Raw genomic sequence first — 22,993 nt, forward strand, 5'->3', positions numbered from 1 at the left:
CGACGACCGTGACAGCGACTCTCGGCGGAGGCCGCCGCGGAGGCGCCGGACAGGGAGGGCCATGAGCCCGCGTCAGACGGCCCCGCCGATGGGCGGCGCCCCCCACGACCGATCTGCCTGCCAGCGCGCCGCCCTCGCCCGCGGTGCCGGCCAGCACGTCCTGATCGTCGCGGGCGAGCCCGAGCTAGCCGAACTGCTCTCGACCACCCTGGAGCTGGCCGGCTACCGGATCAGCCTCAGCGGCACCGGCGCCGAGGCGCTGGCACGGGTCGCCGAACACCACTTCGATCTGGTCGTCTTCGACACCGCCCTGCCGGACATGGCCGACTTCAGCCGCGAGCGCCGTCCCACGCTCCCGTACCGCCCACCCGTCCTCCTCCTCACCGATTACGACGCCCTGCCCCGGCTCGTGCCCGAACTCGGCCTGGGGGAGCGGGACTACGTCACCAAGCCCTTCCGGGTGGCCGAGGTCCTCGCCAGGATCCTGGTGCTGCTGCGCGGCACCCGCCCCCGCCCGCCCAGGGACAACCCCCTGCGGTACGGCGACCTCGCGCTCGACGACACCGCGTGCCGGGCGACGCGCGGGACGCGGGCGCTGGACCTCACACCCGCCGAGTACCGCCTGCTGCGCCATCTCCTGGTCAACGCGCACCGGGTGCTGTCCAAGGAGCAGATCGGCCGCTACGTCTGGGGCGGCCACCGCGACGACAACGCGATCGAGCAGCTCGTCTCCCGTCTGCGCCGCAAGGTCGACCGGGGCGCCCCGGCGCTGATCCACACGCGCAGGGGCTTCGGGTACTGGCTGGGCCGGGCCGACGCCGATTCCTGACGCCGACGGGACAATCCCCCTGGAGTAGGGCGCAGTTGGGCCCCTCGTGTGATCTGAGCCACGTCAGTCTCCTGTCAGGAAACTGACCGGAAGGCGTCAGACCCCTGTGTTTGCCTGTGCTCATCGAGGCCGATCCCCCCCACCTCCGAGGAGCACCATCGCCGACACCCTGACCGGCACCGCACCCGAAGCGCCGGACGCCGTCCCCGAGTTCCCGATGCCCCGGCAGTCCCGCTGCCCCTTCGACCCGCCGCCCGCCCTCAAGGAACTGCAGGAGCAGGGGCCGCTCACCAAGGTGCGGCTGTGGGACGGCAGCGAGCCCTGGCTCGTGACCCGCTACGCCGAGCAGCGCGCCCTGCTGGGCGACCCGCGCGTCAGCGCCGACACCGACCGGCCGGGCTACCCGACCAAGGCCGGCCCCGAGGCCGGTGAGGGCAAGCTCAGCTTCATCATGATGGACGACCCCGAACACGCCCAGTTGCGCCGGATGGTGACGGCGCCGTTCGCCGTGAAGAAGGTCGAGGCGCTGCGGCCCGCCGTACAGCGCATCGTGGACGGCCTGATCGACGACATGCTGGCCGGCCCCGCCCCGGTGGACTTCGTGGACGTGTTCGCCCTGCCGATCCCCTCGCTGGTCATCTGCGAGCTGCTGGGCGTGCCGTACGAAGAGCACGAGTTCTTCCAGGAGAACACCAAGACCATGGTCCGCACGACCGCCACGCCCGAGGAGCGGGGCGCGGCGAGCCGCGAGGTCGCGGGCTACCTGGCTGGCCTCCACAGGCCATCGAGATGGCCCTGCTCCTGCTGATCGCGGGCCACGAGACGGCCGACTGGACCCCCGAGGAGCTGCGTCAGCTGGCCGGCTTCTTCCACCGCATGGTCGACGACTTCCTGGCCTACGCGGTCGACGAGGAGAGCGAGCAGCAGCCCGCGGCACCGGCCGGGGCCGCCTGACGGATCACCTCGCGCGGATCACGCCGACTTCGAGCGAGGGCGCCGGTCGGCCGAGCCGGGCGCCGTAACTGCCTCTCCAGGCGGCGTCGGCTCCCGCAGCCCGCTGAGAAGCAGCCGGCCCAGCGCCGGCAGGGCGATCAGAGGAAGGAGCGCTGTCCGCAGCGAGGTGGCGTCGGCCAGCGCACCGATGACCGGGGCGGCGAGACCACCCACGCTCACCGTCAGCCCGAGCGTGACACCGCTGGCGGTGCCCACCCGCCGGGGCAGGTAGTCCTGGCCGAGCGTGACGTGCAGCGAGAACGGGACGTACAGGCCGGCCGAGGTCAGGGCGACGAACAGATACACCGGTGGCCCGGGTGCCAGGACCACACCGGCCACCGCGAGCACCGTCAGCACATACGCGCGGCGGACCACCGCCAGGCGCCCGTACCGGTCGGCGAGCCGCCCCCCGGCCACGGTGCCCACCGCGCCGCCGAGATAGAGCACGCACAGCGCGGCCGTGCCGGCCATGTCTCCGCCGCCGGTCCGCTGCCGGACGTGGAGGGAGACGAACGCGCTCAACCCGACGAACACGATCGACCGGCACACGACGGCGCCGGACAGCCGCAGGAACGACCCCCAGTCGTCGCGGCCGACGCCCTCGCCCAGGCTCGCGGACCCGCCACGGCTGCCGGCCGAGCGCACGGCCGCGGCGCACAGGGCCGCCCCCACGACCGCCGGGCCGACGAGCAGGGGCGAGGCGCCCAGGCCTCCGGTGGCGACCACCGAGGCCACCAGCAGCGGCGCGAGGGCGAAACCGACGTTGCCGCCGAGGGAGAACCAGCCCATCGCCGTATGACTGCCGTGCGCGGCGTCGCGGGCCGCGCGGGCGGCCTCCGGGTGGTACGCGGCGACGCCGATCCCCGACACGGCCACCACCGCCAGCGTGAGCGCGTAGGAACCCATGACGCCGCTCAGTGCGACGCCGGCACCGCCCGTCAACGCGCTCAGCGGCAGCAGCCACGGCATCGACCGTCGGTCGGTGAGCGCCCCGAACAGCGGCTGCACCACCGACGACAGCAAGGACGCGGCGAGCACGACGCCCGAGGCGGCGGCGTAGCTGTAGGCGCGCTCGGCGACGAAGTAGGGGACGAGGGCCGCCACGGCGCCTTGGTAGACGTCGACACAGGCGTGGCCCAGGGACAGCAGTGTGATGGCGCGGTTGCGTTTCGTGGACACCCTGCGATCGTCGTGCGGCAGCACCGTGGCCCGCTTTCGATAATCTGTCGAACTGTGTCGAACATCCGCCACACACCGATCGCGCCGACCCGCGCCCAGGTGCTCGCCGCCGGGGAGCGCATCGACGCACACCGGCACGACGACCACCAGATCGTCTACGCGGGCTCCGGCGTCCTCGCCGTCACCACCGACGCCGGGACCTGGTTCGCGCCCGGCAACCGCGCCATCTGGGTCCCCGCGGGCACCGTCCACGCGCATCGCGCCCACGGCCACCTGGACCTCCACCTGGTCGGCCTGCCCGCCGACGACACCCCGCTCGGCCTGAACGCCCCCACCGTCCTCGCCGTCAGCCCGCTGCTGCGCGAGCTGATCCTCGCCTACACCCGCGATCCCGGCGACGACAGCCCCGAGCGCCGCCGCCTGCTCGCCGTCCTGCGCGACCAACTGCGCGCTTCACCCCAGCAGCCTTTGCGCCTGCCCACCCCGACCGATCCGCGCCTGGTCGCGGTCTGCGCGCTCGTTCACGCCGACCCCGCCGACTCACGCACGCTCGCCGCGCTCGGCGCCGCCACCGGAGCGGGCGAGCGCACCCTCAGCCGGCTCTTCCGCCACGAGTTCGGCATGACGTTCCCGCAATGGCGCACCCAGTCGCGCCTTTACCACGCCTTGCGCCTGCTCGCCGAGGACACACCCGTCACGACCGTCGCACACCGTTGCGGCTGGTCCTCCGCCAGCGCCTTCATCGACGTCTTCCGCCGCTCCTTCGGCCACACGCCCGGAACCCACAACCGCCGTACCCGGCGAAGGCGGCCGGGGGCGGATGACGGGTCGTGATCTACCCTCCGGTAGCATCCGGCGGCAGGCCATCCAAGGAGGAGCCGTGCCCCGGTCCCAACGCTCGCCCCTGCTGCTCGCCGGCCTGCTGGCCACAGCGGGCGTCGCCCACCTCTGCGCCCCACGCCGATTCGACGAGATCGTGCCGCGCGCCCTGCCGGGGACGCCCCGGACCTGGACGTACGCCAGTGGAGCCGCCGAACTGGCGCTGGCGGCCGGGCTGGCGCTGCCGCGCACCCGCAAGGCCGCCGCGCTGGCCACGGCGGCCTTCTTCGTCGGCGTGTTCCCCGCGAACGTGCAGATGGCCGCCGACTGGCGGCACCGCCCCGCGCCGCAGAAGGCCGCCGCCCTCGGCCGGCTGCCACTGCAGGTCCCGCTCGTTCTGTGGGCCCGGAGCATCGCCAAGAGGGCGGAGGGCCGGTCGTGAGCGCACAGCTGAAGGTCGGCGACAAGATCGAGGACTTCTCGCTGCCGGACGAGACCGGCACCACCCGCAGCCTCACCGAGCTGCTCGCCGAGGGACCGGTGGTGCTCTTCTTCTACCCCGCCGCCCTCACCCCGGGCTGCACCGCGGAGGCCTGCCACTTCCGGGATCTCGCCGCCGAGTTCGCGGCGGTCGGCGCACGGCCCGTGGGCATCAGCGGCGACGCGGTCGAACGCCAGCAGGAGTTTGCCGACCGGCACACCCTCGGCATGCCGCTGCTGTCCGACGCCGACGGAACCGTCCGCGAGCGGTTCGGCGTGACCCGTGGCTTCTCGCTGGCCCCGACGAAGCGGGTCACCTTCGTCATAGGGCAGGACCGCACGGTCCTGGAGGTCGTCCGCAGCGAACTGCGTATGAACACCCACGCCGACCGGGCCCTCGCAGCACTGCGCAAATGAGCCGAGGGCCCCGCGGAGCCGCGGCCGGTGCGCGCGCCGTGGTTCCGCGGGCGTAACCGCCCGGGCATCGCGGTTGATGCGGTGACGCGCAGGACTCATGCTGGACGACATGGAGCGCGTCTCCGCTGCGGCGATCATCGATGCCCAGGGTGTCGTCACCGGGTGGAGCGAGGGTGCCCACCGTCTGACGGGTCTGACCGCCGAGGAAGCCGTGGGACGGCCGGTGCGGGAGCTGCTCGCCGAGCAGCCGCCGCCCGAAGCCGTGGCCGCGCTGACCGGCACCGCCGTGGTGCGGCACCGGGACGGCTCACCCGTCGCCCTGCAGCTGACGGCGTGCCCGGTGCTGGGCGAGGACGGCGGCCCGGGCGGATACGTGATCACCACCGCATCCCCGGGCGAGCACGAGCCCACCCTGGCCGAGCGGGCCTTCCAGCAGGCGTCCATGTCGATGTCCGTGTTCGACACCGACCAGCGCTACCTGCGGCTCAACGAAGCGGCCTGCAAGGTCATGGGCGTGCCCGAGGAAGTGCTGCTCGGCCGCTCCTTCCCCGAGACCGTGGAGGACGGGGTACACAGCCGGGGTTTCCTGTGGCATCTGCGCCAGGTCGCCGAGACGGGCAGGCCGCTGCGCTACGAGAGCTTCACGGGCGCTCCGGCCCTGAACCGGGAGCATGCCTGGACGACCGACATGTGGCCGGTGCGGGACTCCTCCGGCGCGCTGATCGGGACCGCGCTCGCCGCGTTCGACAGCTCGGACCAGTACTGGGCGCGGCAGCGGCTGGCCCTGCTGAACGAGGCGGCCGCCACCATCGGTACGACGCTGGACGTGGTGCGCACCGCCGAGGAGATGGTCGGGGTCGTGGTGCCCCGGTTCGCGGACTTCGCCAGTGTGGACCTGTTCGACTGGGTCCTCGGCGCCGACGAACCGCCCGCGCTGGCCGGCACGGACATCGCCCTGCGCCGCGTCGCCCACGGCTCCTGCACCGAGGGCACCCCGGAGGCGGCCGTGCACCTGGGCGAGGTGGACTACTACCCGCCCTTCTCGCCACCCGCCCGCGCGATCCTGGAAGGCCGGGTGATCCAGAGCCAGGCGGGCGAACCGGCGTTCATGCGGTGGGTCGCCGAACGCAACGCCCGGGCCCCGGCCGGCCGCCGCCACCGAGTCGGCGCCCACTCGATGATGGCGGTGCCCCTGCGGGCCCGCGGCACCACCCTCGGTGTCGCGGTGGCGGTGCGGATCAAGCAGGCGGACGACTACGTCGACGAGGACGCCCTGTTCGCCGAGGAACTGGCCAGCCGGGCCGCCGTCTGCGTCGACAACGCCCGCCGCTTCGCCCGGGAACGCACCACCGCACTGTCCCTGCAGCACAACCTGCTGCCCCGGGGACTGACCGGACAGGCGGCCGTCGAGGTGGCCCACCGCTACCGTCCCTCCGGTTCGCAGGCCGGCATCGGCGGCGACTGGTTCGACGTGATCCCGCTGTCCGGGAGCCGGGTCGCCCTCGTCGTCGGCGACGTCGTCGGGCACGGCATCCCGTCGTCGGCCACCATGGGCCGCCTGTGCACGGCCGTACGCACCCTCGCCGACGTGGACCTGCCGCCCGACGAACTCCTCACCCACCTCGACGACCTGGTCACCCACCTCGCCGGGGACGACATCGACGAGGTCGCCGAACTCGGCGCCACCTGCCTGTACTCCGTCTACGACCCCGTATCCCGCCGCCTCGACCTCGCCGCCGCCGGCCATCCACCGCCGGTCCTCGTCCTGCCCGACGGCAGCACACAGATCCTCGAGATGAACGCGGGACCGCCGCTCGGCGTCGGCGGACTGCCCTTCGAGGCGATGGAGGTGGAGCTGCCGGAGGGTTCCCTGGTCGCCCTGTACACGGACGGCCTCATCGAGGACCGCGACCGCGACATCGACCACGCCACCGACGAACTGTGCCGCGCCCTGACCGCGCCCGCCGAGAGCCTCGACGCCCTGTGCGACACCGTGCTCAAGGCCGTCCTGCCCGAGGACCCCAGTGACGACGTGGCCCTGCTGCTGGCCCGCACGCGGGCCCTGGGCGAGGACCGCATCGCCACCTGGGACGTCCTGCCGGACCCCGAGCACGTGGCGAGGACCCGGCAGGCCGCCACGGACCAGCTGACCGCGTGGGGACTGGACGAGGCCGCCTTCGTCACCGAACTCGTCGTCAGTGAACTCGTCACCAACGCCATCCGCTACGGTGCACCGCCCATCCAGCTCCGGCTGATCCGTGACCGCACCCTCATCTGCGAGGTCTCCGACGGCAGTTCCACCTCACCGCACCTGCGCCGGGCCCACGCCTACGACGAGGGCGGCCGCGGACTGCTGCTGGTCGCCCAGCTCACCCAGCGCTGGGGCAGCAGGCAGACCGGCAGCGGCAAGACGATCTGGGCCGAACAGCCGCTGCCGCCGGTGTGATCACTCGAAGGGGCAGCCGGGGTTGGGCACGTCCTCGGAGAACGGCGCGCCGTGCGGGAGTATGTAGAACACCTCCAGGACGAGCGTGGTGTCGCCCAGGTTCCGGCCGAGGTGGACGTCGCTCGGTCCGCCCGGCTCGCGCACGACGGTGCCCTGCGGATAGACGCCGTCGGAGGCGCAGTCGGAGTGGTAGTGGCTGAGCGTGCCCTGCTTCACGTATCCGTACACCGGACCGTCGTGGTAGTGCCAGCCGGTGGCCTGGCCGGGCGGCACCGTGACCTCGCGCAGGACGTAGTCGGTGTCGCCGACGGTGGTCTGGCTGATGGTGCGGCCGGTGACGCCCGGGCCCGGGGGTGTCGCGTGGGCGGGGCCGCAGACGAGGACGGTGGCGGTGGCGACGGCGCCGGTGAGGGCGGTACGGAGTGCGATGCGCATGCGGGGAGCCTCCTGGGGGAGATGGTTTCCGCCGCGAACATAAAGGCAGACAAGGCCAGTTGGGGGCGGAACCCGAAGATCCGCAAGGCGCTCAGGTGGCCGTGCCTCCCGGCGGCCGCTCCCGTACGACCTCCTCGGCCGCCTTGTCGTCCCGCAGCCCCAGGAATCGCGGATGCCGCAGCATGCCGTCCCGGGTCCACTCGGTGAAGTAGATCTGCGCGACCAGCTCCGGCCGCGCCCACCGCGCGCCCGCCTCCCGCACCGGCCCGTCGAAGGGCGAGCGGTCGACCCGCATGCCGTCCAGACGCTCCCGCAGATCGAGCAGCGTGCGCCGGTCGAAGCCGGTGCCGACCTTGCCCGCGTACCGCAGCCGCCCCCGCTCGTGATAGCCGAGCAGGAGTGCACCGAGCCCCACCCGGCTCCCGGCCGGCTCGGTGAACCCGGCGACGACGAACTCCTGCCCCTGCGCGCACTTCAGCTTCAGCCAGTCCCGGGACCGGCGCGGCTGGTAGTCCCCGTCGGCCCGCTTGGCGATCAGCCCCTCCCAGCCCCGGGCACAGGCGTCGGCCAGGAGCTCTGCCCCGCCCGCGTTGCGATGGGGCGTCATCCGCAGCGGCGAGCGGTAGGTCAGTGCGCGCCGCAGCAGGGACTTGCGGGCTCTCAGCGGCAGCCGTGCGGTGTCCTGGCCGTCCAGCCTGAGCAGGTCGAAGACGTAGTACGTCACGGCGACACCGCTCGCTTCGACGTCCTGCCGTCGGGTCAGGCCCATGCGCTGCTGGAGCCGGGCGAAGTCGGTGCGGCCGCGCGAGAACGCGACGATCTCCCCGTCGACGGTGAAGTCCGCACAGGACTGCTCGCCGAGCGCGTCCACGACCTCCGGGTAGGTGGCGTCGAGCCGGCGTCCCCTGCGGGACAGCAGCCAGACCCGCCCGCCCTCACGCACCGCCAGCACCCGCACCCCGTCCAGCTTCCGCTCGAACAGCCACTCCTCGCCGGAGAAGTCCCGCCGCTCGCTCAGCGTGGCCAGCATGGGCTGCGCGGCCAGTTCCGCCCCCGGCCGGGCCTTCCGCAACAGCCGCTGCTGCTCAGCGGGAAGGCCGTCCAGAAGAGCCGTCGGCACCGTTCACCCCTCGTCGCCGTCCGCGGCGACCTGGGCGAGGGTACGGCCGGTCAGCGCCGAACGGGCCCGGTACGGGTCGGGGGTGCCGTGCACGTGGGCCCGGCTGCCCTTCGCGGCCTTCACCAGCAGCCATGCCTCCCGGTCGCCGTCCTGCCCGCCGCGGAACCGGGTGAGGGCGTACTCGCCGTGCAGCTTCGATCCCCTCAGCCGGAACGTGGCGTGCCCGCGCTCGATGGACTCGTCGAAGTCCACGGGGCGTCCCTTGCGGTCGTGGCTCAGCGGCTCGTACGTGCCGTGGTCCCAGACGATGACCGTTCCGCCCCCGTACTCGCCCTTCGGGATCACGCCCTCGAACTCCTCGTACTCCAGCGGATGGTCCTCGGTCGGCATGGCGAGCCGCTTGTCGTGCGGATCGTCGGAGGGCCCCTTCGGCACCGACCAGGACTTCAGTACGTCGTCCACCTGAAGCCGGAAGTCGAAGTGCAGCGTGCTGGCGTCATGGATCTGCACCACGAACCGCGGCTCCTCACCCGAGCCCGCCCCACGCCCCTCCGGCTCACGCGTCCGCCCGAAGTCCCGCTTCCCCCGGTAATCCCGCAGCCGGTCCTTCTCACCCACGACCGCCTCCTTCCCGAACGCCCCGAGTACCCCGCCGACGGCCGCCTCAATGCCTGGACCGACGCGTCGCCCAGCTCCTCGACGCGGGGCAGGAGCCCCGGGCCGGTCAGAACTCCTCGTGCGCTTCGGGATCCCCGCCGATGCGCCGGTGGGCGCGGTCCGCGATCGCCGTCATCTGGACGGGGCTGAGGTCGAAGCCGAAGACGTCCAGGTTCTCGCGTTGCCGCCCGGGGTCGGCGGACTTCGGCACGGGGACGGCGCCGAGCTGGATGTGCCAGCGCAGCACGGTCTGGCCCGGCGTCACACCGTGTGCCTCGGCGATGGAGAGGATCACGGGATCGTCCAGCAGGGCGGTGCCGCGGCCCAGGGGGCTCCAGCTCTCGGTCAGGATGCCCTTGCCGGTGTGGAAGGCGCGCAGTTGCGCCTGCGGGAACAGCGGGTGCAGCTCGATCTGGTTGACCGAGGGCAGGACGCCGGTCTCCTTCTCCAGCCGCTCGATGTGCTCGGGCGTGAAGTTGGAGACGCCGATCGACCGGACGAGACCGTCCTCGCGCAGCTTGATCATCGCCTTCCAGGAGTCGACGTACTTGTCGACGCGGGGGAGCGGCCAGTGGATGAGGTAGAGGTCCACGTGGTCCAGGCCGAGGCGGGCGCGGGACTCCTCGAAGGAGGCGAGGGTCTCCTCGTAGCCGTGGTGCCGGCCCGGGAGTTTCGTCGTCACCACCAGCTCCTCGCGGGGGACGCCGCTGCGGGCGACGGCTCGGCCGACCCCTGTCTCGTTGCGGTAGTTCGTCGCCGTGTCGACGAGGCGGTAGCCCAGCTCCAGGGCGCCCACAACCGCCTGTTCCGCCTGCGCGTCGTCCAGCGGCCAGGTGCCCAGACCGAGGGCGGGGATCGTCGTACCGTCGTTGAGCGTGTGTGCCGGGATGCTGATCACTGTCGGACCTTCCCTCGACTGTGCCGTACACCCAGCGTCACGGATAGGGTGAGGATTGATCAACCGGACGGGTGGGGGATGAGGGCGGCGGACGGCATGGGCGGCACCGAGGAGAGGCGGGCGACGGGATCGACGCGTCCCACGTCACGGGACGTCGCCCGGCTCGCCGGTGTGTCGCACACGGCTGTCTCCTTCGTCTTCAACGGCCGCGCCGAGGGCAACCTCTCGCCCGCCACTCAGGAACGCATCCGCGAGGCCGCCGCCCAGCTGGGCTACCGCCCCGACCCCGTCGCCCGCGGCCTGCGCCGCCGCCGTACCGCCGTGATCGGCCTCGTCACCGACGAGATCGCCTCCTCTCCCTTCGCCGGCCGGCTGCTGCGCGGCGCCATGGAGACCGCCTGGGCGAGCGACCACCTCGTGCTGACCATCGACTCCGGCGGCGACCCGGCCAAGGAGGACGCGGCCGTCGCCGAACTCCTCGACCGGCGCGTGGACGGGATCATCTACGCGGCCATGTCCCTGCGCAGCGTCCGCGTCCCCGAGGGCCTGCACCGCACCCACTCCGTCCTCGCCAACTGCCTGCCCGAGGACGACTCCCTGCCCGCCGTCATCCCCGCCGAGCGCGCGGGCGGCCGTACGGCGGCCCGGCTGCTGCTGGACCAGGGGCACCACAGGGTCGCCATGGTGGGCGGCCAGGACGACATCGCCTCCGTCGACCGCCTGCGCGGCTTCCGGGACGCGCTGCGCGCCGAGGGGATCACCGTCCCCAAGGAGTGGGTCGTCAGGAGCGGGGGCGAGATCAGCGGCGGGTTCGAGGGCGCGATGCGTGTCCTCGACGGTGTGCCCGCGGACCGGCGGCCCACCGGGATCTTCTGCTACAACGACCGGGTCGCGGCGGGCGTCCTGCACGCCGCGACCCGGCTCGGCATCGCCGTCCCCCGCGAGCTGTCGGTGGTCGGTTACGACGACCAGGAGCACATGGCCGAGTTCCTCACCCCGCCCCTCACCAGCGTCGCGCTGCCCCACCGGGCGATGGGCGAGGCCGCCGCACGGCTGGTCCTCGACTCCATCGACACCGGCAGGACACCGCCCGCGACCGTACGGCGCCTCGCCTGCCCGGTGATCAGTCGTGCGTCGGTGGGACCAGCTCCCAGCCGGTGACGGCCGCCGCGGCACCCGTGACGACCAGCTCGGGCACGTCGTCCGGCCGCCGGTAGACCCGCTCGGTGACCGTCGCCCGGTCGCCGACGAACAGCTCCAGCAGCGACCCGTCGACGAGGATCCGCACCTCACCGGCCGGCGCCGCCTCTTCGGGCCCTGTCCTGGGCCGGTCGCCGCCGTCGATCGTGACCGTGCCCTGACTGTACGGCGCCTCGCCTGCCCGGTGATCAGTCGTGCGTCGGTGGGACCAGCTCCCAGCCGGTGACGGCCGCCGCGCAGCCCGTGACGACCAGCTCGGGCACGTCGTCCGGCCGCCGGTAGACCCGCTCGGTGACCGTCGCCCGGTCGCCGACGAACAGCTCCAGCAGCGACCCGTCGACGAGGATCCGCACCTCACCGGCCGGTGCCCGCACGACGATCGGCCCCGCTCCCTCGGGTCCTGTCCGGGGCCAGTCCCCGCGGTCGAGCGTCACCGTGCCCTCCCCGGGGTCCAGCAGGACCCTCAACTCCGCGCCCGAGGCCGACCGCAGCAGGCTCACCGTGGTCCGGCCGGACGCGGTGACGGTCAGGTCGTACGCCTCCGGCAGCGGCGTAGGAAGGCCCGGTGCGGTCACGAAGGGCCCGTCCGCACGCAGCAGTTCGAGCTCCGGAGCCGGTACGACCCGCAGCGACCCGTCCGGATGCGTCTCCACGACCCTCGGCGCGGTCAGGACACCGGCCCAGCCCGCCCGGTCGACGTCGCTCTGCTCGCGGGCCTCCCAGGACCAGCCCCACATCAACGCCCGGTCCGGCTCCTGGAGCACGGCGGGCGCGTAGAAGTCCCGCCCGTGGTCCAGCCGCCCGCCCACGCGGGCCTCGAAGCGCAACCCGTCCTCGTCGCCGTACGGCTGGAGACGGCCCGTCAGATACCCGGTGGAGACGGGGTCTCCGTCCCACAGGGACACCACGAGCACCCACTCCCCGCCCGCCGTCGCATACAACTGCGGGCACTCCCAGCCCACCGCCTTGTCGCCGAAGGCCTCCACCGCGACCGGGTCGTTGCCGTCCAGGAGCACCCCGGCGAACCGCCAGTCGGCCAGGTCGTCGCAGTCGTACAGCAGCACCGACGGCGTCCCGTCGGCATGCCCCGCACCGACCAGCGCCCAGCGTCGGCCACCGCACCGGAAGACGAACGGGTCGCGGAACATCACCACGTCCAGGTCGGCGGGCGGGCCGGTCACCACCGGCGCCGGCACTGGCCGCCAGTCGGTCAGCGTCTCGTCCTCCGGTACCAGCGCCCGCGCCAGGCAGATCGAGCCGAGACCGGTGTGCTGCCGGTCGACGCCCGTGTACACGGCCGTAGGCACCCCGTCGTCGTCGACCAGGCAGCCCGACCAGCAGCCCGCCTCGTCCGGGCCGCCGGGGGTCGGGGCGAGCGCGATCGGATGGTGCTCCCAGTGGACGAGGTCGTGGCTGGAGACATGGCCCCAGTGGACGTTCGCGTGCACCGGGGCGTCGGGATTGTGCTGGTAGAAGAGGTGGTGGCGGCCCCGCCAAAGGAAGGGACCGTTCGGGTCGTTGATCCAGTTGGCGGGGGGACGGACCCGGAAGCGCGGGGCGTTCGGCTCCGTGGACTGAGCGGCGACGCTCAACGGTTGACTCCTGCGGACGTGATGCCCTCACGCAGAGGGCGCTGACCGACGACGAACACGGCGACGGCGGGGATCATGGAGAGCACGACACCGGCGAGCACCACCGAGATGGAGCCGGTGCCCAGGTTGCCCTGGAGGGAGACCAGGCCCAGCGGGAGGGTGTAGTTCTGGCCGGAGGTCTCGAGGATCAGGGGGCGGAAGAACTCGTTCCAGTGGTAGTTGAAGGCCAGGACGCCGACGATCGCGAGACCGGGCGCGGCCAGCGGGGCGTACACGGACCGGAAGATCCGCCAGGGCCCGCAGCCGTCCAGCATGGCCGCCTCGCCCAGGTCCTTGGGCATGCCCAGGAAGTACTGGCGCATCAGGAAGGTGCCGAAGGCGGTCGGGAAGGCCGGGATGATCAGACCGAGCAGGGTGTCGGTCAGGCCCATCGACTTCAGCACCAGGAACACCGGCACGATCGTGACCTGCAGCGGCACCATCATGGTCGCCAGGACCAGCGCGAACAGCGGCTTCTTGAACCGGAATTCGAGGCGGGCGAAGGCGTATCCGGCAAGGCCCGCCGTGATCATCTGGCCGATCGCGATCAGCGCGGTCACCAGGGTCGAGTTCAGGGCGAGCAGCCATACGTCGATCTGGTCGAAGACCCCGCGGTACGACTCCAGGGTGGGGTCAGTCGGGATGATCTTCGGCGGCAGGTCGAAGGACTCGGCCGGGGTGCGCAGGGAGGTGGAGATCGTCCAGATGACCGGGCCGAGGGTCAGCAGCGCGCATACGGTCAGTCCGGCGATCCGCGCCCACGGCGCCACCGAGGACCGGGCACGGCTGAGGTTCATTGTCGCTTGGCTCATGGGACTCACCCGGCTCACTGGTAGTGGACGAAACGCCGGCTGAGCCGGAACTGGAGGGCGGTGACGGCCATGATCAGCACGAAGAGCAGGACGCCCACCGCGGACGCCTCGCCGAAGCGGAGCTGCTCGAAGGCGCTCTCGTAGATGACCATCACGACGGTGCGGGTGGCGTCGCCCGGCCCGCCGTTGGTGAGGACGTACGGCTGCTCGAAGACCTGGAGCGCGTTGATGATGCCGACCACCGACGCGACCAGCAGCGTCGGAGACAGCAGCGGCAGGGTGATGTTCAGGTGCTTGCGCAGGCCCGTCGCGCCGTCCAGGGAGGCGGCCTCGTGGATCTCCTTCGGGATGTTGTTGAGACCCCCGACGAACAGCAGGAACGAGAAACCGAACTGCTGCCACACGTAGACCAGGATCACCGTGGCCATCGCCGCGTTCTCGGACGTCAGCCACGGCACCGGAGCGATCCCGACCAGGCCGATCAGCCAGTTCACCATCCCGAAGTCCTGGTTGAACAGGTACTTCATCACCACCGAGATCGACGCGGCGGACAGCACCAGCGGGAAGAAGAACGCCGAGCGGAACATCGACCGCAGCCACACCGGCATGCGCCCGTTCACCGCGAGCGCCAGGACGAGGGCGATCAGCAGCTGCAGCGCGACCGCGAACACCATGAAGACCAGGGTGTTGCGGAAGGAGACGAGCACGGTCGAATCGCCGAAGACCTCACGGTAGTTGGCGGCCCCCGCGAAGCTCGGGTCGTCGATGACGTTCCAGTGGAAGAGGCTCAGCACCACCGAGCCGGCGATCGGAACGACCGTGAAGACGACGATGCCGACGATCGTCGGCGCCAGGAACAGCGTGGCCAGCAGCCGGGCGCCGCGGTCGCGGGCGGACGGCCGGGGCGCGACGGCCGGGGCGGCGGTCGGCGGCTTCGGCCGTACGGCCGGTATCTGGGTGTTCGTCATACGTCACGCTCCATGGCCTTCTCCAGATCGCTCTGCATCCGCCGCAGCGCGGGGGTCACCGAACGCCGGGAGGCCAGCGCGGTACCGGTGTGCTTCAGCAGCACCTGCTCGACCTCGGCGACCTGCGGGGGCGCGGGGATCGGCCCGGTGTCGGGGAACTTGTCGAGGGTGTCGTAGAAGACCTGCCAGTGGTTCGGGCCGGTCTCCCGGTAGCGGTCGGCGGTCAGCATCGAGCGGCGCGCCGGGGTGGTCTGGTTGGTCTCGAACAGCCGCACAAGGGTGTCCCTGCGGGCGGCGTACTTGATGAACTCCCAGGCCTCTTCCTGCTTCTTCGACGTGCGCAGCAGTGCGTAGCCCGCGGCGCCGTACTGCATGCGCTGGGTGCGCCAGCGCGGGAAGTACTGCACGTCGAAGCCGTCGGTCTTCATTCCTGCGAGATGCAGGCCGCCCGCCCAGAAACCGCCCGCGGGCGTGACCCCGACCCGGCCGGTGGAGAACACGCCGATGAGGTTCTGGCCGTTGCCGCCCTCGGGGCGCGTGCACAGGCCCTCCTGGATGAGGGAGGCGAGATAGTCGTACGCCTCCTCCACGCGGGCGTCGGTGGCCTGCGGGGTCGTCCAGCGGAAACCGCCGCCGCGCCCCTGGCGCCGGTCCGCCGGGTAGAAGGAGTCCCACAGCCAGGCGCCGCCCGGCGCCTTGGACTCGGTGAGGAGGTTGGTGTCGTTGGCGAACAGCCACGGCACCACGCCGCCCCAGAGCCGGTTGGTCCAGAAGTACGGCGTGAACTGGGAGCCGCTGGACTTCTTCATGTCCCGCAGCAGCGTGGTGAAGTCGTCGCGGGTCCAGTCGGCCGGCGGGAAGCTCGCGCCCGCCCGCTTCAGCACCTGGGTGTTGAAGTACATGTCGGCCGCGTTGAACTCGACCGGCAGCTGGTAGAGGCTCCCCTCGTACATCATCGACTCCACCAGCGACGGGTGGACGTCGGCGAAGTACTCGCGCAGCTCCTCGGCGTCCCGCTTCACCCAGTCGTCCAGCGGGACGCCGAGGCGCTGCGCGAACAGCTGCACGCCCTCGGTGGCGACGTACACGAGATCGGGCGCCGTGCCCGCAGCGATCTGGGTGAGGATCTTCGCGAAGAAGTCCGACCAGTCGACGGCCTGTACGGCGTTGATCCGCAGCTTGATGTCGGGGTGGACCTTCTTGAAGCCCTCGGTGAGCGTGCGGATGGCCTCCGGCCCGTAGGCGGGGCCGAGCGTGGCGACGACGAGGGAGCCGTCGTCCCGGCCGGGGATGTCGGCTCCGGTGAGCCGGTCCCAGCTCGCGGCGGTACCGGCCAGCGCGGCGGCTCCCGCGCCGTAGGCGCCGTACCGCAGCAGGGTGCGGCGGGTGAGATGCGAGTCGGTCATTCAGGGTGGGCCTAACTCGTGTTAGCCGAATCTGATGACCCAGATGATGTGAAGCGCGTTACGGGCCTGTCAAGAGTCGCGAACGACTTGACCTTTAACGAGTTAGGCCGCACAGTCCTGATCCACATGAGCCGCCGTTCTGAGCCTCGACGACGAGAGGAACGATGTGTGATGCGTGGATTGTCCAGGAGAGCGCTCTTCGCCGGGTCGGCGGCGGGCGCGGCGACCGCACTGCTGCCCGCCGCGAGCCCCGCCGTCGCGAAACCCAAGGCCGCTGCCGCCTGTGCCAGTTACCGCGCCGCGTACCACTTCACGGTCCCCGACCAGTGGAAGAACGACCCGCAGCGGCCGGTGTGGATCGACGGCGAGTACCACTACTACTACCTGTACAACGCGGACTATTTCTCCGGCGTCGAAGGCACCGCCTGGCGCCTGGCCACCAGCACCGACCTGGTGTCCTTCACGGACCGCGGGGTCGCCGTGCCCAAGGACACGACCCCCAACGGCGACGTCTGGTCGGGCTCGGCGGTGGTGGACACGCAGGGCACCGCTGGTTTCGGTGCCGGCGCGGTGATCGTGATCGCGACCATGTCGCCCGGCGGCGGCACCGACCGCCAGGCGCAGTTCCTGTACTACTCGACCGACGGGGGGCGCACGTTCACCCACTACGGCACCGATCCCGTCCTGCCCACGCCCAGCGCCGGCGCCGACTTCCGCGACCCCAAGGTGATCCGCGACGAGGACCGCGACCGCTGGGTGATGGCGCTCGCCGAGGGCACCAAGGTGGGCTTCTACCACTCCGCCGACCTCAAGTCGTGGACGTACGCGGGCGGCTTCATCAGGGAGGGGATCGGGACGCTGGAGTGTCCCGACCTGTTCCGCATCACCGCCGAGGACGGCACGGTGAAGTGGGTGCTGGGCGTCAGCGCCAACGGCAAGGGCTCGGGGCTGCCCAACACCTACGCGTACTGGACGGGGTCCTTCGACGGCAGCGCGTTCACCGCCGACGCCGCCGATCCGCAGTGGCTCGACCACGGCTGGGACTGGTACGGAGCCGTCACCTTCGACAAGCACCGCAGCGACGGCTCGGTGGACCCGTCCGTCCGGTACGCGATGGGCTGGCTGAACAACTGGGACTACGCGCATCGCACGCCCACCATCGACTGCGACGGCTTCAACGGCACCGACTCGACCGTCCGGGAGATCACCCTGAAACGGGCCTCCTCCGGAACGTACTACCTCGCCTCACAGCCGGTCGCCGCACTGGACGACCACGTCTCCCGCACGCTGAACCTGGGCGACCTGGAGGTCACCGGCACCCGCGTGCTCGACTACCGCGGCACGGCCTACGAGGTGACCTGCGAGATCACCTGGGACCGGCTCACCGGCGCCGGCCTGCAACTGCGCCGCTCACCCGACGGGGGCCGCCACGTCGACGCCGGGATCTACGGCGACTACGCCTTCCTCAACCGCCGCCCCACCGTCAACCCCGACGCCTCCGGCCGGTGGCAGGAGAGCCACAGCCCGTTCGAGCCGTCCGCCCGCACGGTGAAGCTGCGCATCCTGGTCGACCGTACGTCCGTGGAGATGTTCGTGGACGACGGCCGGTACGTGCACTCGTCGGCCGCCTTCCCCTATCTGATCGACACCGGGCTCGCGCTGTTCACGATCGACGGAACGGCGGTGTTCCGGAACACGGTGATACGGGAGTTCGCCGTGGGGTGAGCCGGGAGTCCGCCACAGGGCGAGTTGCGGTGAGTAGGGTCGACGGCATGCAGGGCGTGCGCGTGGTGCTCACCGGGGGAAGGTCCCACACCGGCAAGTCGACCGTGGCCCGGGCCGTCGCCGAGCGGCTCGGGTTCGACTGCCGCTCGACGGACAAGCTCGCCCGCCACCCGGGGCGGCCCTGGCGGACGGCGGAGTGGGACCCGCCACCGCATGTCGCCGAGCACTACGCCGGCCTCGACGTGGACGAGCTGATCCGGTCGGTGCTCGACCACTACGCACGCCTGTGGCCGCGCATCGAGGAACTGATCACCGACCGGGCCACCGGAGACGGCCCGGGCCTGGTCCTGGAGGGCTCAGCGCTGTGGCCCGCCCGGGTGGCCGGGCTGACGTCCGTGCCGCACACGGGAGCCGTCTGGCTCACGGCCGACGAGGCGGTGCTGCGTGAGCGCATGCGGTCGTCGGCCCGCTACGAGGAAGCGACGGACCGGGAGCGGCACCTGGTGGACAAGTTCCCGGCCCGGGCCGAACGCTTCCAGACGCTGGTGGCGCAGGCCGTGGACGCGCACGGCCTGCGCCGCATCGACACGGACGGCCGCTCGGTGGACCGGCTGGCGGACGCGGTGCTGACGGCCGTGGACCGGCCCGTACGCTGAGGCCCTGTCGTCACGCCCGCCGAACACTGTCACGATCTTCTTGGAACCGGCTCGGACCCGGAGCCGGTGCGGACGACCGACGGAGCGCGCATGACGACGGGCAGGTCCCCTGCGGACGGGACGGAGCAGGCCATCGGGATCGAGGTGAACCCGGTCGCCGGACACATCGGGGCGGAGATCACAGGCGTCGACCTGGCCGGGGACCTGGACGACGCCCTGGTCGCCGCGATCCGGGCGGCGGTGCTGCGCTGGAAGGTGGTGTTCTTCCGCGGGCAGCGGCTGGACCACGCCGCCCATGTCGCCTTCGCGCGCCGCTTCGGCGAACCGGTCGTGCTGAGGCGGCGCGGGAAGGCCTCCCCGCCGGACGTCCCCGAGATCGAAACCACCGCCGACCGGCTGGAGTTGGGCGGACGCTTCGGCATGGAGCACGACGAGTGGCTGCGCCGCCGCCGGCATACCCTCCTGCGCGGCTGGCACTGCGACCACGGCGCCCGCATCGACCCGCCCGCCGCGACGATCCTGCGCGCCGAGACCGTACCGCCCTACGGCGGCGACACGACCTGGTCGAACCTGGCGGCCGCGTACGCCGGACTGTCCGGCCCGGTCAGGGAGTTCGTGGACGGCCTCCGAGCCGAGCACCGTCTCGGCGTCGGCTACCAGCCCCGGCCCGGCGACGACGCGTACGTCCGCCATCTGCTGGACCATCAGGTCGCCTCGCTGCATCCGCTGGTGCGCGTCCATCCGGAGACGGGGGAGCGGGTCCTCTACGTCAACGGCTACTACGTCGAGCAGATCGCCGACCTCTCCCGGGCCGAGAGCCGGGCGATCCTCGACATGCTGCTCGAGCAGGCGGTGCGCCCCGAGTACACGGTCCGCTTCCGCTGGGAGCCCGGCAGCGTGGCGTTCTGGGACAACCGGGCCACCATCCACCTCGCTCCCGGCGACAACGCCCACCTCGACTTTCCGCGGATCATGCACCGCGTGATGCTCGCCGGGGAGGTGCCGGTCGGGGTGGACGGCAAGCCGTCGGAGCCGATCACCGGGACGGAGCCGGGGCGCTGGTAGCCGACGCGGGCGGATCAGGTGAACGACGCGCGCGGCCCCGGCGCTCAGGAGGCCGCCCGGCCGTGCGAGTGCTTCCCACGCTTTCAGCGGGCGAGCAGTTCCCGTAGTGCCTTCGCGATGTCGTCGGGCGCCTCCTCGGCCATGAAGTGGCCGCAGGTGACCGCGGTGTGCCGCAGGTCGGCCGCCCAGGCGCGCCACAGCGCGACGGCGTCGAAGCCGAGGGCCGCGCCCCAGTCCTGCTGAAGGACACTGACCGGCATGCCGAGGGTGCGGCCCGCGGCGCGGTCGGCCCGGTCGTGCTCGATGTCGATGCCGGCGGAGGCCCGGTAGTCGGCGACGATCGAGGGCACCGCCTCCCGGCAGGCCGCCAGGTAGGCGGCGCGGACCTCCGCCGGGACAGCTCGTGGATCGGCCGTCCAGGTGTCGAGGAAGTGGCCGAAGAAGGCGTCCGGGGCGGCGCCGATCATGCGTTCGGGCAGGCCCGGCGGCTGGGCCATCAGATAGAGGTGGAAGCCGACGGCGGCGGTGACGCCGTGCATCACCTCCCACATGTCGAGGGTGGGCAGGACGTCCAGACACGCGAGATGGGTGACCGTCTCGGGGTGATCGAGTGCGGCACGGAAGGCCACCAGGGCGCCACGGTCGTGCCCGGCCAACGCGAAGCGCTCGTGCCCCAGTTCGCGGGCCAGGGCCACGATGTCCGCGGCCATGGTGCGCTTGGCGTAGACGGTGCCGTCGGTCTCCGCCGGTTTGTCGCTGGCGCCGTAGCCGCGCAGGTCGGGGCAGATCACGGTGTGGTCGGCGGCGAGGCCGACCGCCACATGACGCCACATCAGGTGGGTCTGCGGGAAGCCGTGCAGCAGGACGACGGGGGTGCCGGAGCCGCCGACGGCCGTGTGCAGGGACACTCCGTCGGCGACGGGGACGCGGTGATGATCGAAGCCGGCGATGACAGGTGCCACGGCTCCGCTCCTTCCTGTACGAGTCGACTGGTTGCGATCGACTGGTTGCGGATCGAGTGGTGGAGGATGCCTCTGGGGGATCTTGTTTCTCGATGCTCCTCCGGGCGGATGAGCAGTGGATGAGCAACGCCGGGGCGACCCGCGACGGTGGAAGGCGGTGGAAGACGTGCGGCCAGGCTTCGGCGTGCTCGGGCCGGTCACGGCCTGGGACGCGGACGGGAACACGATCGCCCTGAAGGGACCGAGACACCGCTCGGTTCTGGCCCGGCTGATCGTCGCCCGGGGGCGCGTCGTGCCGGTCTCCCGCCTGGTCGACGACCTCTGGACGGACCCGCCCGCCGACGCGGTGGGCGCCGTGCGCACGTTCGTCGCCGCACTGCGCCGCGCCCTCGAACCCGGTCGCCCGCCCCGCAGCCCGGCCAGACTGCTGGTCACCGACGGCCCGGGCTACGCCCTGCGCGCCGCGACGGACGCGGTGGACGCCTGGCGCTTCGAGCACACGGTCGCCGAGGCCGCGACGCTGCCCCCCGAGGAGGCGACCGTACGGCTGGTAGAGGCGCTCGGCTGGTGGCGCGGCCCCGCCTACGCGGAGTTCGCCGACCAGCCGTGGGCGCGGGCCGACAGCCGCCGCCTGACCGAGCTGCGCCTGCATGCCGTAGAGCTGCGTGCCGAGGCGCTGATGTCCCTCGGCCCGGCCGACCGGGCGGCGGCGGATCTTCGCGCCCACGCGGCCGAGCACCCCTGGCGTGAGAACGCCTGGCGCCTGCTGGCGCTCGCGCTGTACCGCACGGGCCGGCAGGCCGACGCGCTGGACGTGCTGCGCCGGGCCCGGGCGCTGCTGGCCGAGCAACTGGGCATCGACCCGGGACCGCGACTGCGTGCCCTGGAGGCGGACATCCTGCGGCAGGCTGACCACCTCGGCCAGGCGCAGGAGACCCCTACAGGTCGACGGGACGGCCTCGCCGGTCGCCGGGACAGTCCCGCCGGCCGGGTCTGGGAGCAGGTCGCCGCCGCCTACGACCGCACCGTCGCGCCCGACGCCCGGGCCCGCCTGGAGTCGACGACCGGTCTGCTGCGCAGCCTCGCCGTCACCGGCGGCAGTGGCCTGCTCGCCGCCCGCGAGCACCGGGTCACGGCGATCGCGGCCGCCGAGGAACTGGGCGACCCCGAACTGACGGCCCGGGTGATCGGCGCCTACGACGTCCCGGCGATCTGGACCCGCCTCGACGACCCGGAACAGGCCGCACACGTGGTCGCGGCCGCCGAGCGCACGCTCACCGCCCTGCCTGCCGAAGGAGGTGCCGAAGGACAGGAGGCGGCCAAGGCCCGTCTGCTGGCCACGATCGCCCTGGAGTCACGCGGCACCCCGCTCGCCCGTGGCCCTCAAGCCGCCCGTCAGGCCGAGGAGGTCGCCCGCCGGCTGGACGACCCGGTGCTGCTGGCGTTCGCCCTCAACGCGGCCTTCATGCAGTGCTTCGACCGCACCGGGCTGGCGCCACGACGTGACGAGATCGGAGCGGAGCTGGTGGCCATCTCCGTCCGAGGAGGCCTCGCCAACTTCGAGATCCTCGGCCACCTCGTGCGGCTCCAGGCCCGCAGCGCACTCGGTGACTTCACCGCGGCCGACCGACATGCGGCCGCCGCGGACGCCCTGGCCGTACGCCACGAACGGCCGCTGGTGGGCGTGTTCACCGGCTGGTACGCCGCACTGCGGCTGGACGCCACCGGCCGTGCATCGGTGACGGAAGTGGAGGCGGCCTACCGGAACGCGGCCGGCCTGCTGCCCGACGCGGGCATGCCCGGCCTGGCCGACGGCCTGCTGCCGCTCGCGCTCCTGTGCCTGCGTGTGCGGCACGAGCTGCCCCTCCGCTCCGCCTTCGACCACCACACGGACTGGGGCCCGTACGCCCCCTGGGCGCGCCCCTTGCTCCTCCTCGACCAGGGCCACCGCCCGCAGGCCGCCGATGCCCTGCGCGCGACGCCCGACCCGCCCCGTGACCTCCTCCAGGAGGCCCTGTGGTGCCTCATCGCCCGAGCGGCACTGGTCCTTGGCGACCGGCGGACCATGGCCCGTGCCCACACGGCCCTCGCTCCGGCGGCGAACGAACTCGCCGGTGCCGGCAGCGGATTGCTCACCCTCGGCCCGGTCTCCGGTCACCTGGCCGACCTGGCCACCGCCCTCGGGCGCCCGGGTGAACTGTTTGACGAAACTCGTCGTCGTACAGGTGAATGATCCAAAACGCTCGTGCCCGGTACCGGACTTCGGCAGGGCGCGTCCGCGGGCCCCGGCCTGCG

20 protein-coding genes and 3 pseudogenes are annotated in these 22,993 nt (G+C 72.3%); 12 read left to right on the forward strand and 11 right to left on the reverse strand.

The window, feature by feature from the left end:
• Positions 1 to 88 precede the first annotated feature (88 nt).
• The 3 genes and pseudogenes from ACZ7L6_RS32890 to ACZ7L6_RS32900 all read left to right on the forward strand — a co-directional run.
• Positions 89 to 829, forward strand: coding sequence for a response regulator transcription factor (locus ACZ7L6_RS32890; RefSeq protein WP_471930536.1), 741 nt, complete (start codon positions 89 to 91; stop codon positions 827 to 829).
• A 157-nt stretch (positions 830 to 986) separates the two neighbouring features.
• Positions 987 to 1,604, forward strand: a pseudogene (locus ACZ7L6_RS32895) (cytochrome P450 family protein); the annotation flags it as partial.
• Positions 1,605 to 1,654: 50 nt separating this feature from the next.
• Positions 1,655 to 1,783 (forward strand): annotated as a pseudogene (locus tag ACZ7L6_RS32900) (MarR family transcriptional regulator); the annotation flags it as partial.
• 18 nt (positions 1,784 to 1,801) lie between these two features.
• Here the strand turns inward: ACZ7L6_RS32900 and ACZ7L6_RS32905 are convergent.
• Entirely contained in the window at positions 1,802 to 3,001 is a 1,200-nt protein-coding gene (locus tag ACZ7L6_RS32905) for an MFS transporter (protein ID WP_471930250.1), read from the reverse strand.
• 54 nt (positions 3,002 to 3,055) lie between these two features.
• Here ACZ7L6_RS32905 and ACZ7L6_RS32910 point away from each other — a divergent pair, with 54 nt between their 5' ends.
• From ACZ7L6_RS32910 to ACZ7L6_RS32925, 4 genes are all read left to right on the forward strand, one after another.
• On the forward strand, positions 3,056 to 3,835 hold the full coding sequence (locus ACZ7L6_RS32910) for an AraC family transcriptional regulator (RefSeq protein WP_471930252.1): 780 nt from the start codon (positions 3,056 to 3,058) through the stop codon (positions 3,833 to 3,835).
• A 46-nt stretch (positions 3,836 to 3,881) separates the two neighbouring features.
• Positions 3,882 to 4,262, forward strand: a complete 381-nt coding sequence (locus ACZ7L6_RS32915; RefSeq protein ID WP_471930254.1) for a DoxX family protein — start codon at positions 3,882 to 3,884, stop codon at positions 4,260 to 4,262.
• On the forward strand, positions 4,259 to 4,717 hold the full coding sequence (locus ACZ7L6_RS32920) for a peroxiredoxin (protein WP_471930256.1): 459 nt from the start codon (positions 4,259 to 4,261) through the stop codon (positions 4,715 to 4,717). The genes ACZ7L6_RS32915 and ACZ7L6_RS32920 overlap by 4 nt, the downstream gene beginning before the upstream one ends.
• Before the next feature lie 109 nt (positions 4,718 to 4,826).
• Complete coding sequence (locus ACZ7L6_RS32925; protein ID WP_471930538.1) at positions 4,827 to 7,163, forward strand: SpoIIE family protein phosphatase; 2,337 nt, start codon at positions 4,827 to 4,829, stop codon at positions 7,161 to 7,163.
• Here the strand turns inward: ACZ7L6_RS32925 and ACZ7L6_RS32930 are convergent, their stop codons facing one another.
• From ACZ7L6_RS32930 to ACZ7L6_RS32945, 4 genes are all read right to left on the reverse strand, one after another.
• Positions 7,164 to 7,598 carry a cupin domain-containing protein gene (locus ACZ7L6_RS32930; RefSeq protein ID WP_471930258.1) on the reverse strand — a complete coding sequence of 145 codons (435 nt, stop codon included), beginning with the start codon at positions 7,596 to 7,598 and terminating at the stop codon, positions 7,164 to 7,166.
• A gap of 91 nt (positions 7,599 to 7,689) precedes the next feature.
• A complete protein-coding gene (gene ligD, locus ACZ7L6_RS32935; protein ID WP_471930260.1) occupies positions 7,690 to 8,718 on the reverse strand; it encodes a non-homologous end-joining DNA ligase in 1,029 nt (342 codons plus the stop codon).
• A gap of 3 nt (positions 8,719 to 8,721) precedes the next feature.
• Positions 8,722 to 9,336, reverse strand: coding sequence for a DNA polymerase ligase N-terminal domain-containing protein (locus ACZ7L6_RS32940; protein ID WP_471930262.1), 615 nt, complete (start codon positions 9,334 to 9,336; stop codon positions 8,722 to 8,724).
• A 106-nt stretch (positions 9,337 to 9,442) separates the two neighbouring features.
• Positions 9,443 to 10,273, reverse strand: coding sequence for an aldo/keto reductase (locus tag ACZ7L6_RS32945; RefSeq protein ID WP_471930264.1), 831 nt, complete (start codon positions 10,271 to 10,273; stop codon positions 9,443 to 9,445).
• A gap of 96 nt (positions 10,274 to 10,369) precedes the next feature.
• Here ACZ7L6_RS32945 and ACZ7L6_RS32950 point away from each other — a divergent pair, with 96 nt between their 5' ends.
• Positions 10,370 to 11,434 carry a LacI family DNA-binding transcriptional regulator gene (locus ACZ7L6_RS32950; protein ID WP_471930540.1) on the forward strand — a complete coding sequence of 355 codons (1,065 nt, stop codon included), beginning with the start codon at positions 10,370 to 10,372 and terminating at the stop codon, positions 11,432 to 11,434.
• On the opposite strand, the pseudogene ACZ7L6_RS32955 reads toward ACZ7L6_RS32950, so the two are convergent.
• The 5 genes and pseudogenes from ACZ7L6_RS32955 to ACZ7L6_RS32975 all read right to left on the reverse strand — a co-directional run.
• Positions 11,397 to 11,633: pseudogene (locus tag ACZ7L6_RS32955) on the reverse strand (GH32 C-terminal domain-containing protein); the annotation flags it as partial. The gene ACZ7L6_RS32950 and the pseudogene ACZ7L6_RS32955 sit on opposite strands and share 38 nt — an antisense overlap.
• Positions 11,634 to 11,661: 28 nt before the next feature.
• Positions 11,662 to 13,065, reverse strand: a complete 1,404-nt coding sequence (locus ACZ7L6_RS32960) for a glycoside hydrolase family 32 protein (RefSeq protein ID WP_471930266.1) — start codon at positions 13,063 to 13,065, stop codon at positions 11,662 to 11,664.
• Positions 13,062 to 13,916, reverse strand: a complete 855-nt coding sequence (locus ACZ7L6_RS32965; RefSeq protein ID WP_471930268.1) for a carbohydrate ABC transporter permease — start codon at positions 13,914 to 13,916, stop codon at positions 13,062 to 13,064. Before ACZ7L6_RS32965 ends, ACZ7L6_RS32960 begins: the two co-directional genes overlap by 4 nt.
• 14 nt (positions 13,917 to 13,930) lie before the next feature.
• Entirely contained in the window at positions 13,931 to 14,884 is a 954-nt protein-coding gene (locus ACZ7L6_RS32970; protein ID WP_471930270.1) for a carbohydrate ABC transporter permease, read from the reverse strand.
• A complete protein-coding gene (locus tag ACZ7L6_RS32975; RefSeq protein WP_471930272.1) occupies positions 14,881 to 16,290 on the reverse strand; it encodes an extracellular solute-binding protein in 1,410 nt (469 codons plus the stop codon). Before ACZ7L6_RS32975 ends, ACZ7L6_RS32970 begins: the two co-directional genes overlap by 4 nt.
• A gap of 171 nt (positions 16,291 to 16,461) precedes the next feature.
• On the opposite strand from ACZ7L6_RS32975, the gene ACZ7L6_RS32980 reads away from it, so the two are divergent.
• The 3 genes from ACZ7L6_RS32980 to ACZ7L6_RS32990 all read left to right on the forward strand — a co-directional run bounded on the left by ACZ7L6_RS32980 (position 16,462) and on the right by ACZ7L6_RS32990 (position 19,736).
• Positions 16,462 to 18,015 carry a glycoside hydrolase family 32 protein gene (locus tag ACZ7L6_RS32980; protein ID WP_471930274.1) on the forward strand — a complete coding sequence of 518 codons (1,554 nt, stop codon included), beginning with the start codon at positions 16,462 to 16,464 and terminating at the stop codon, positions 18,013 to 18,015.
• 47 nt (positions 18,016 to 18,062) lie between these two features.
• Positions 18,063 to 18,671 (forward strand): hypothetical protein, encoded by a 609-nt coding sequence (locus tag ACZ7L6_RS32985; protein WP_471930276.1) that lies wholly within the window; start codon positions 18,063 to 18,065, stop codon positions 18,669 to 18,671.
• A 90-nt stretch (positions 18,672 to 18,761) separates the two neighbouring features.
• Positions 18,762 to 19,736: a TauD/TfdA dioxygenase family protein gene (locus ACZ7L6_RS32990; protein ID WP_471930278.1), complete on the forward strand. Its 975-nt coding sequence runs from the start codon at positions 18,762 to 18,764 to the stop codon at positions 19,734 to 19,736.
• An 83-nt stretch (positions 19,737 to 19,819) separates the two neighbouring features.
• Here ACZ7L6_RS32990 and ACZ7L6_RS32995 read toward each other — a convergent pair whose 3' ends face one another.
• Positions 19,820 to 20,698, reverse strand: coding sequence for an alpha/beta fold hydrolase (locus ACZ7L6_RS32995; RefSeq protein WP_471930280.1), 879 nt, complete (start codon positions 20,696 to 20,698; stop codon positions 19,820 to 19,822).
• Positions 20,699 to 20,864: 166 nt separating this feature from the next.
• On the opposite strand from ACZ7L6_RS32995, the gene ACZ7L6_RS33000 reads away from it, so the two are divergent.
• The gene (locus ACZ7L6_RS33000; protein ID WP_471930542.1) at positions 20,865 to 22,931 is read left to right on the forward strand and encodes an AfsR/SARP family transcriptional regulator; all 2,067 of its coding nucleotides are present in this window, start codon (positions 20,865 to 20,867) and stop codon (positions 22,929 to 22,931) included.
• Positions 22,932 to 22,993: the final 62 nt, after the last annotated feature.

This window comes from Streptomyces sp. NPDC107522, from assembly GCF_055657525.1.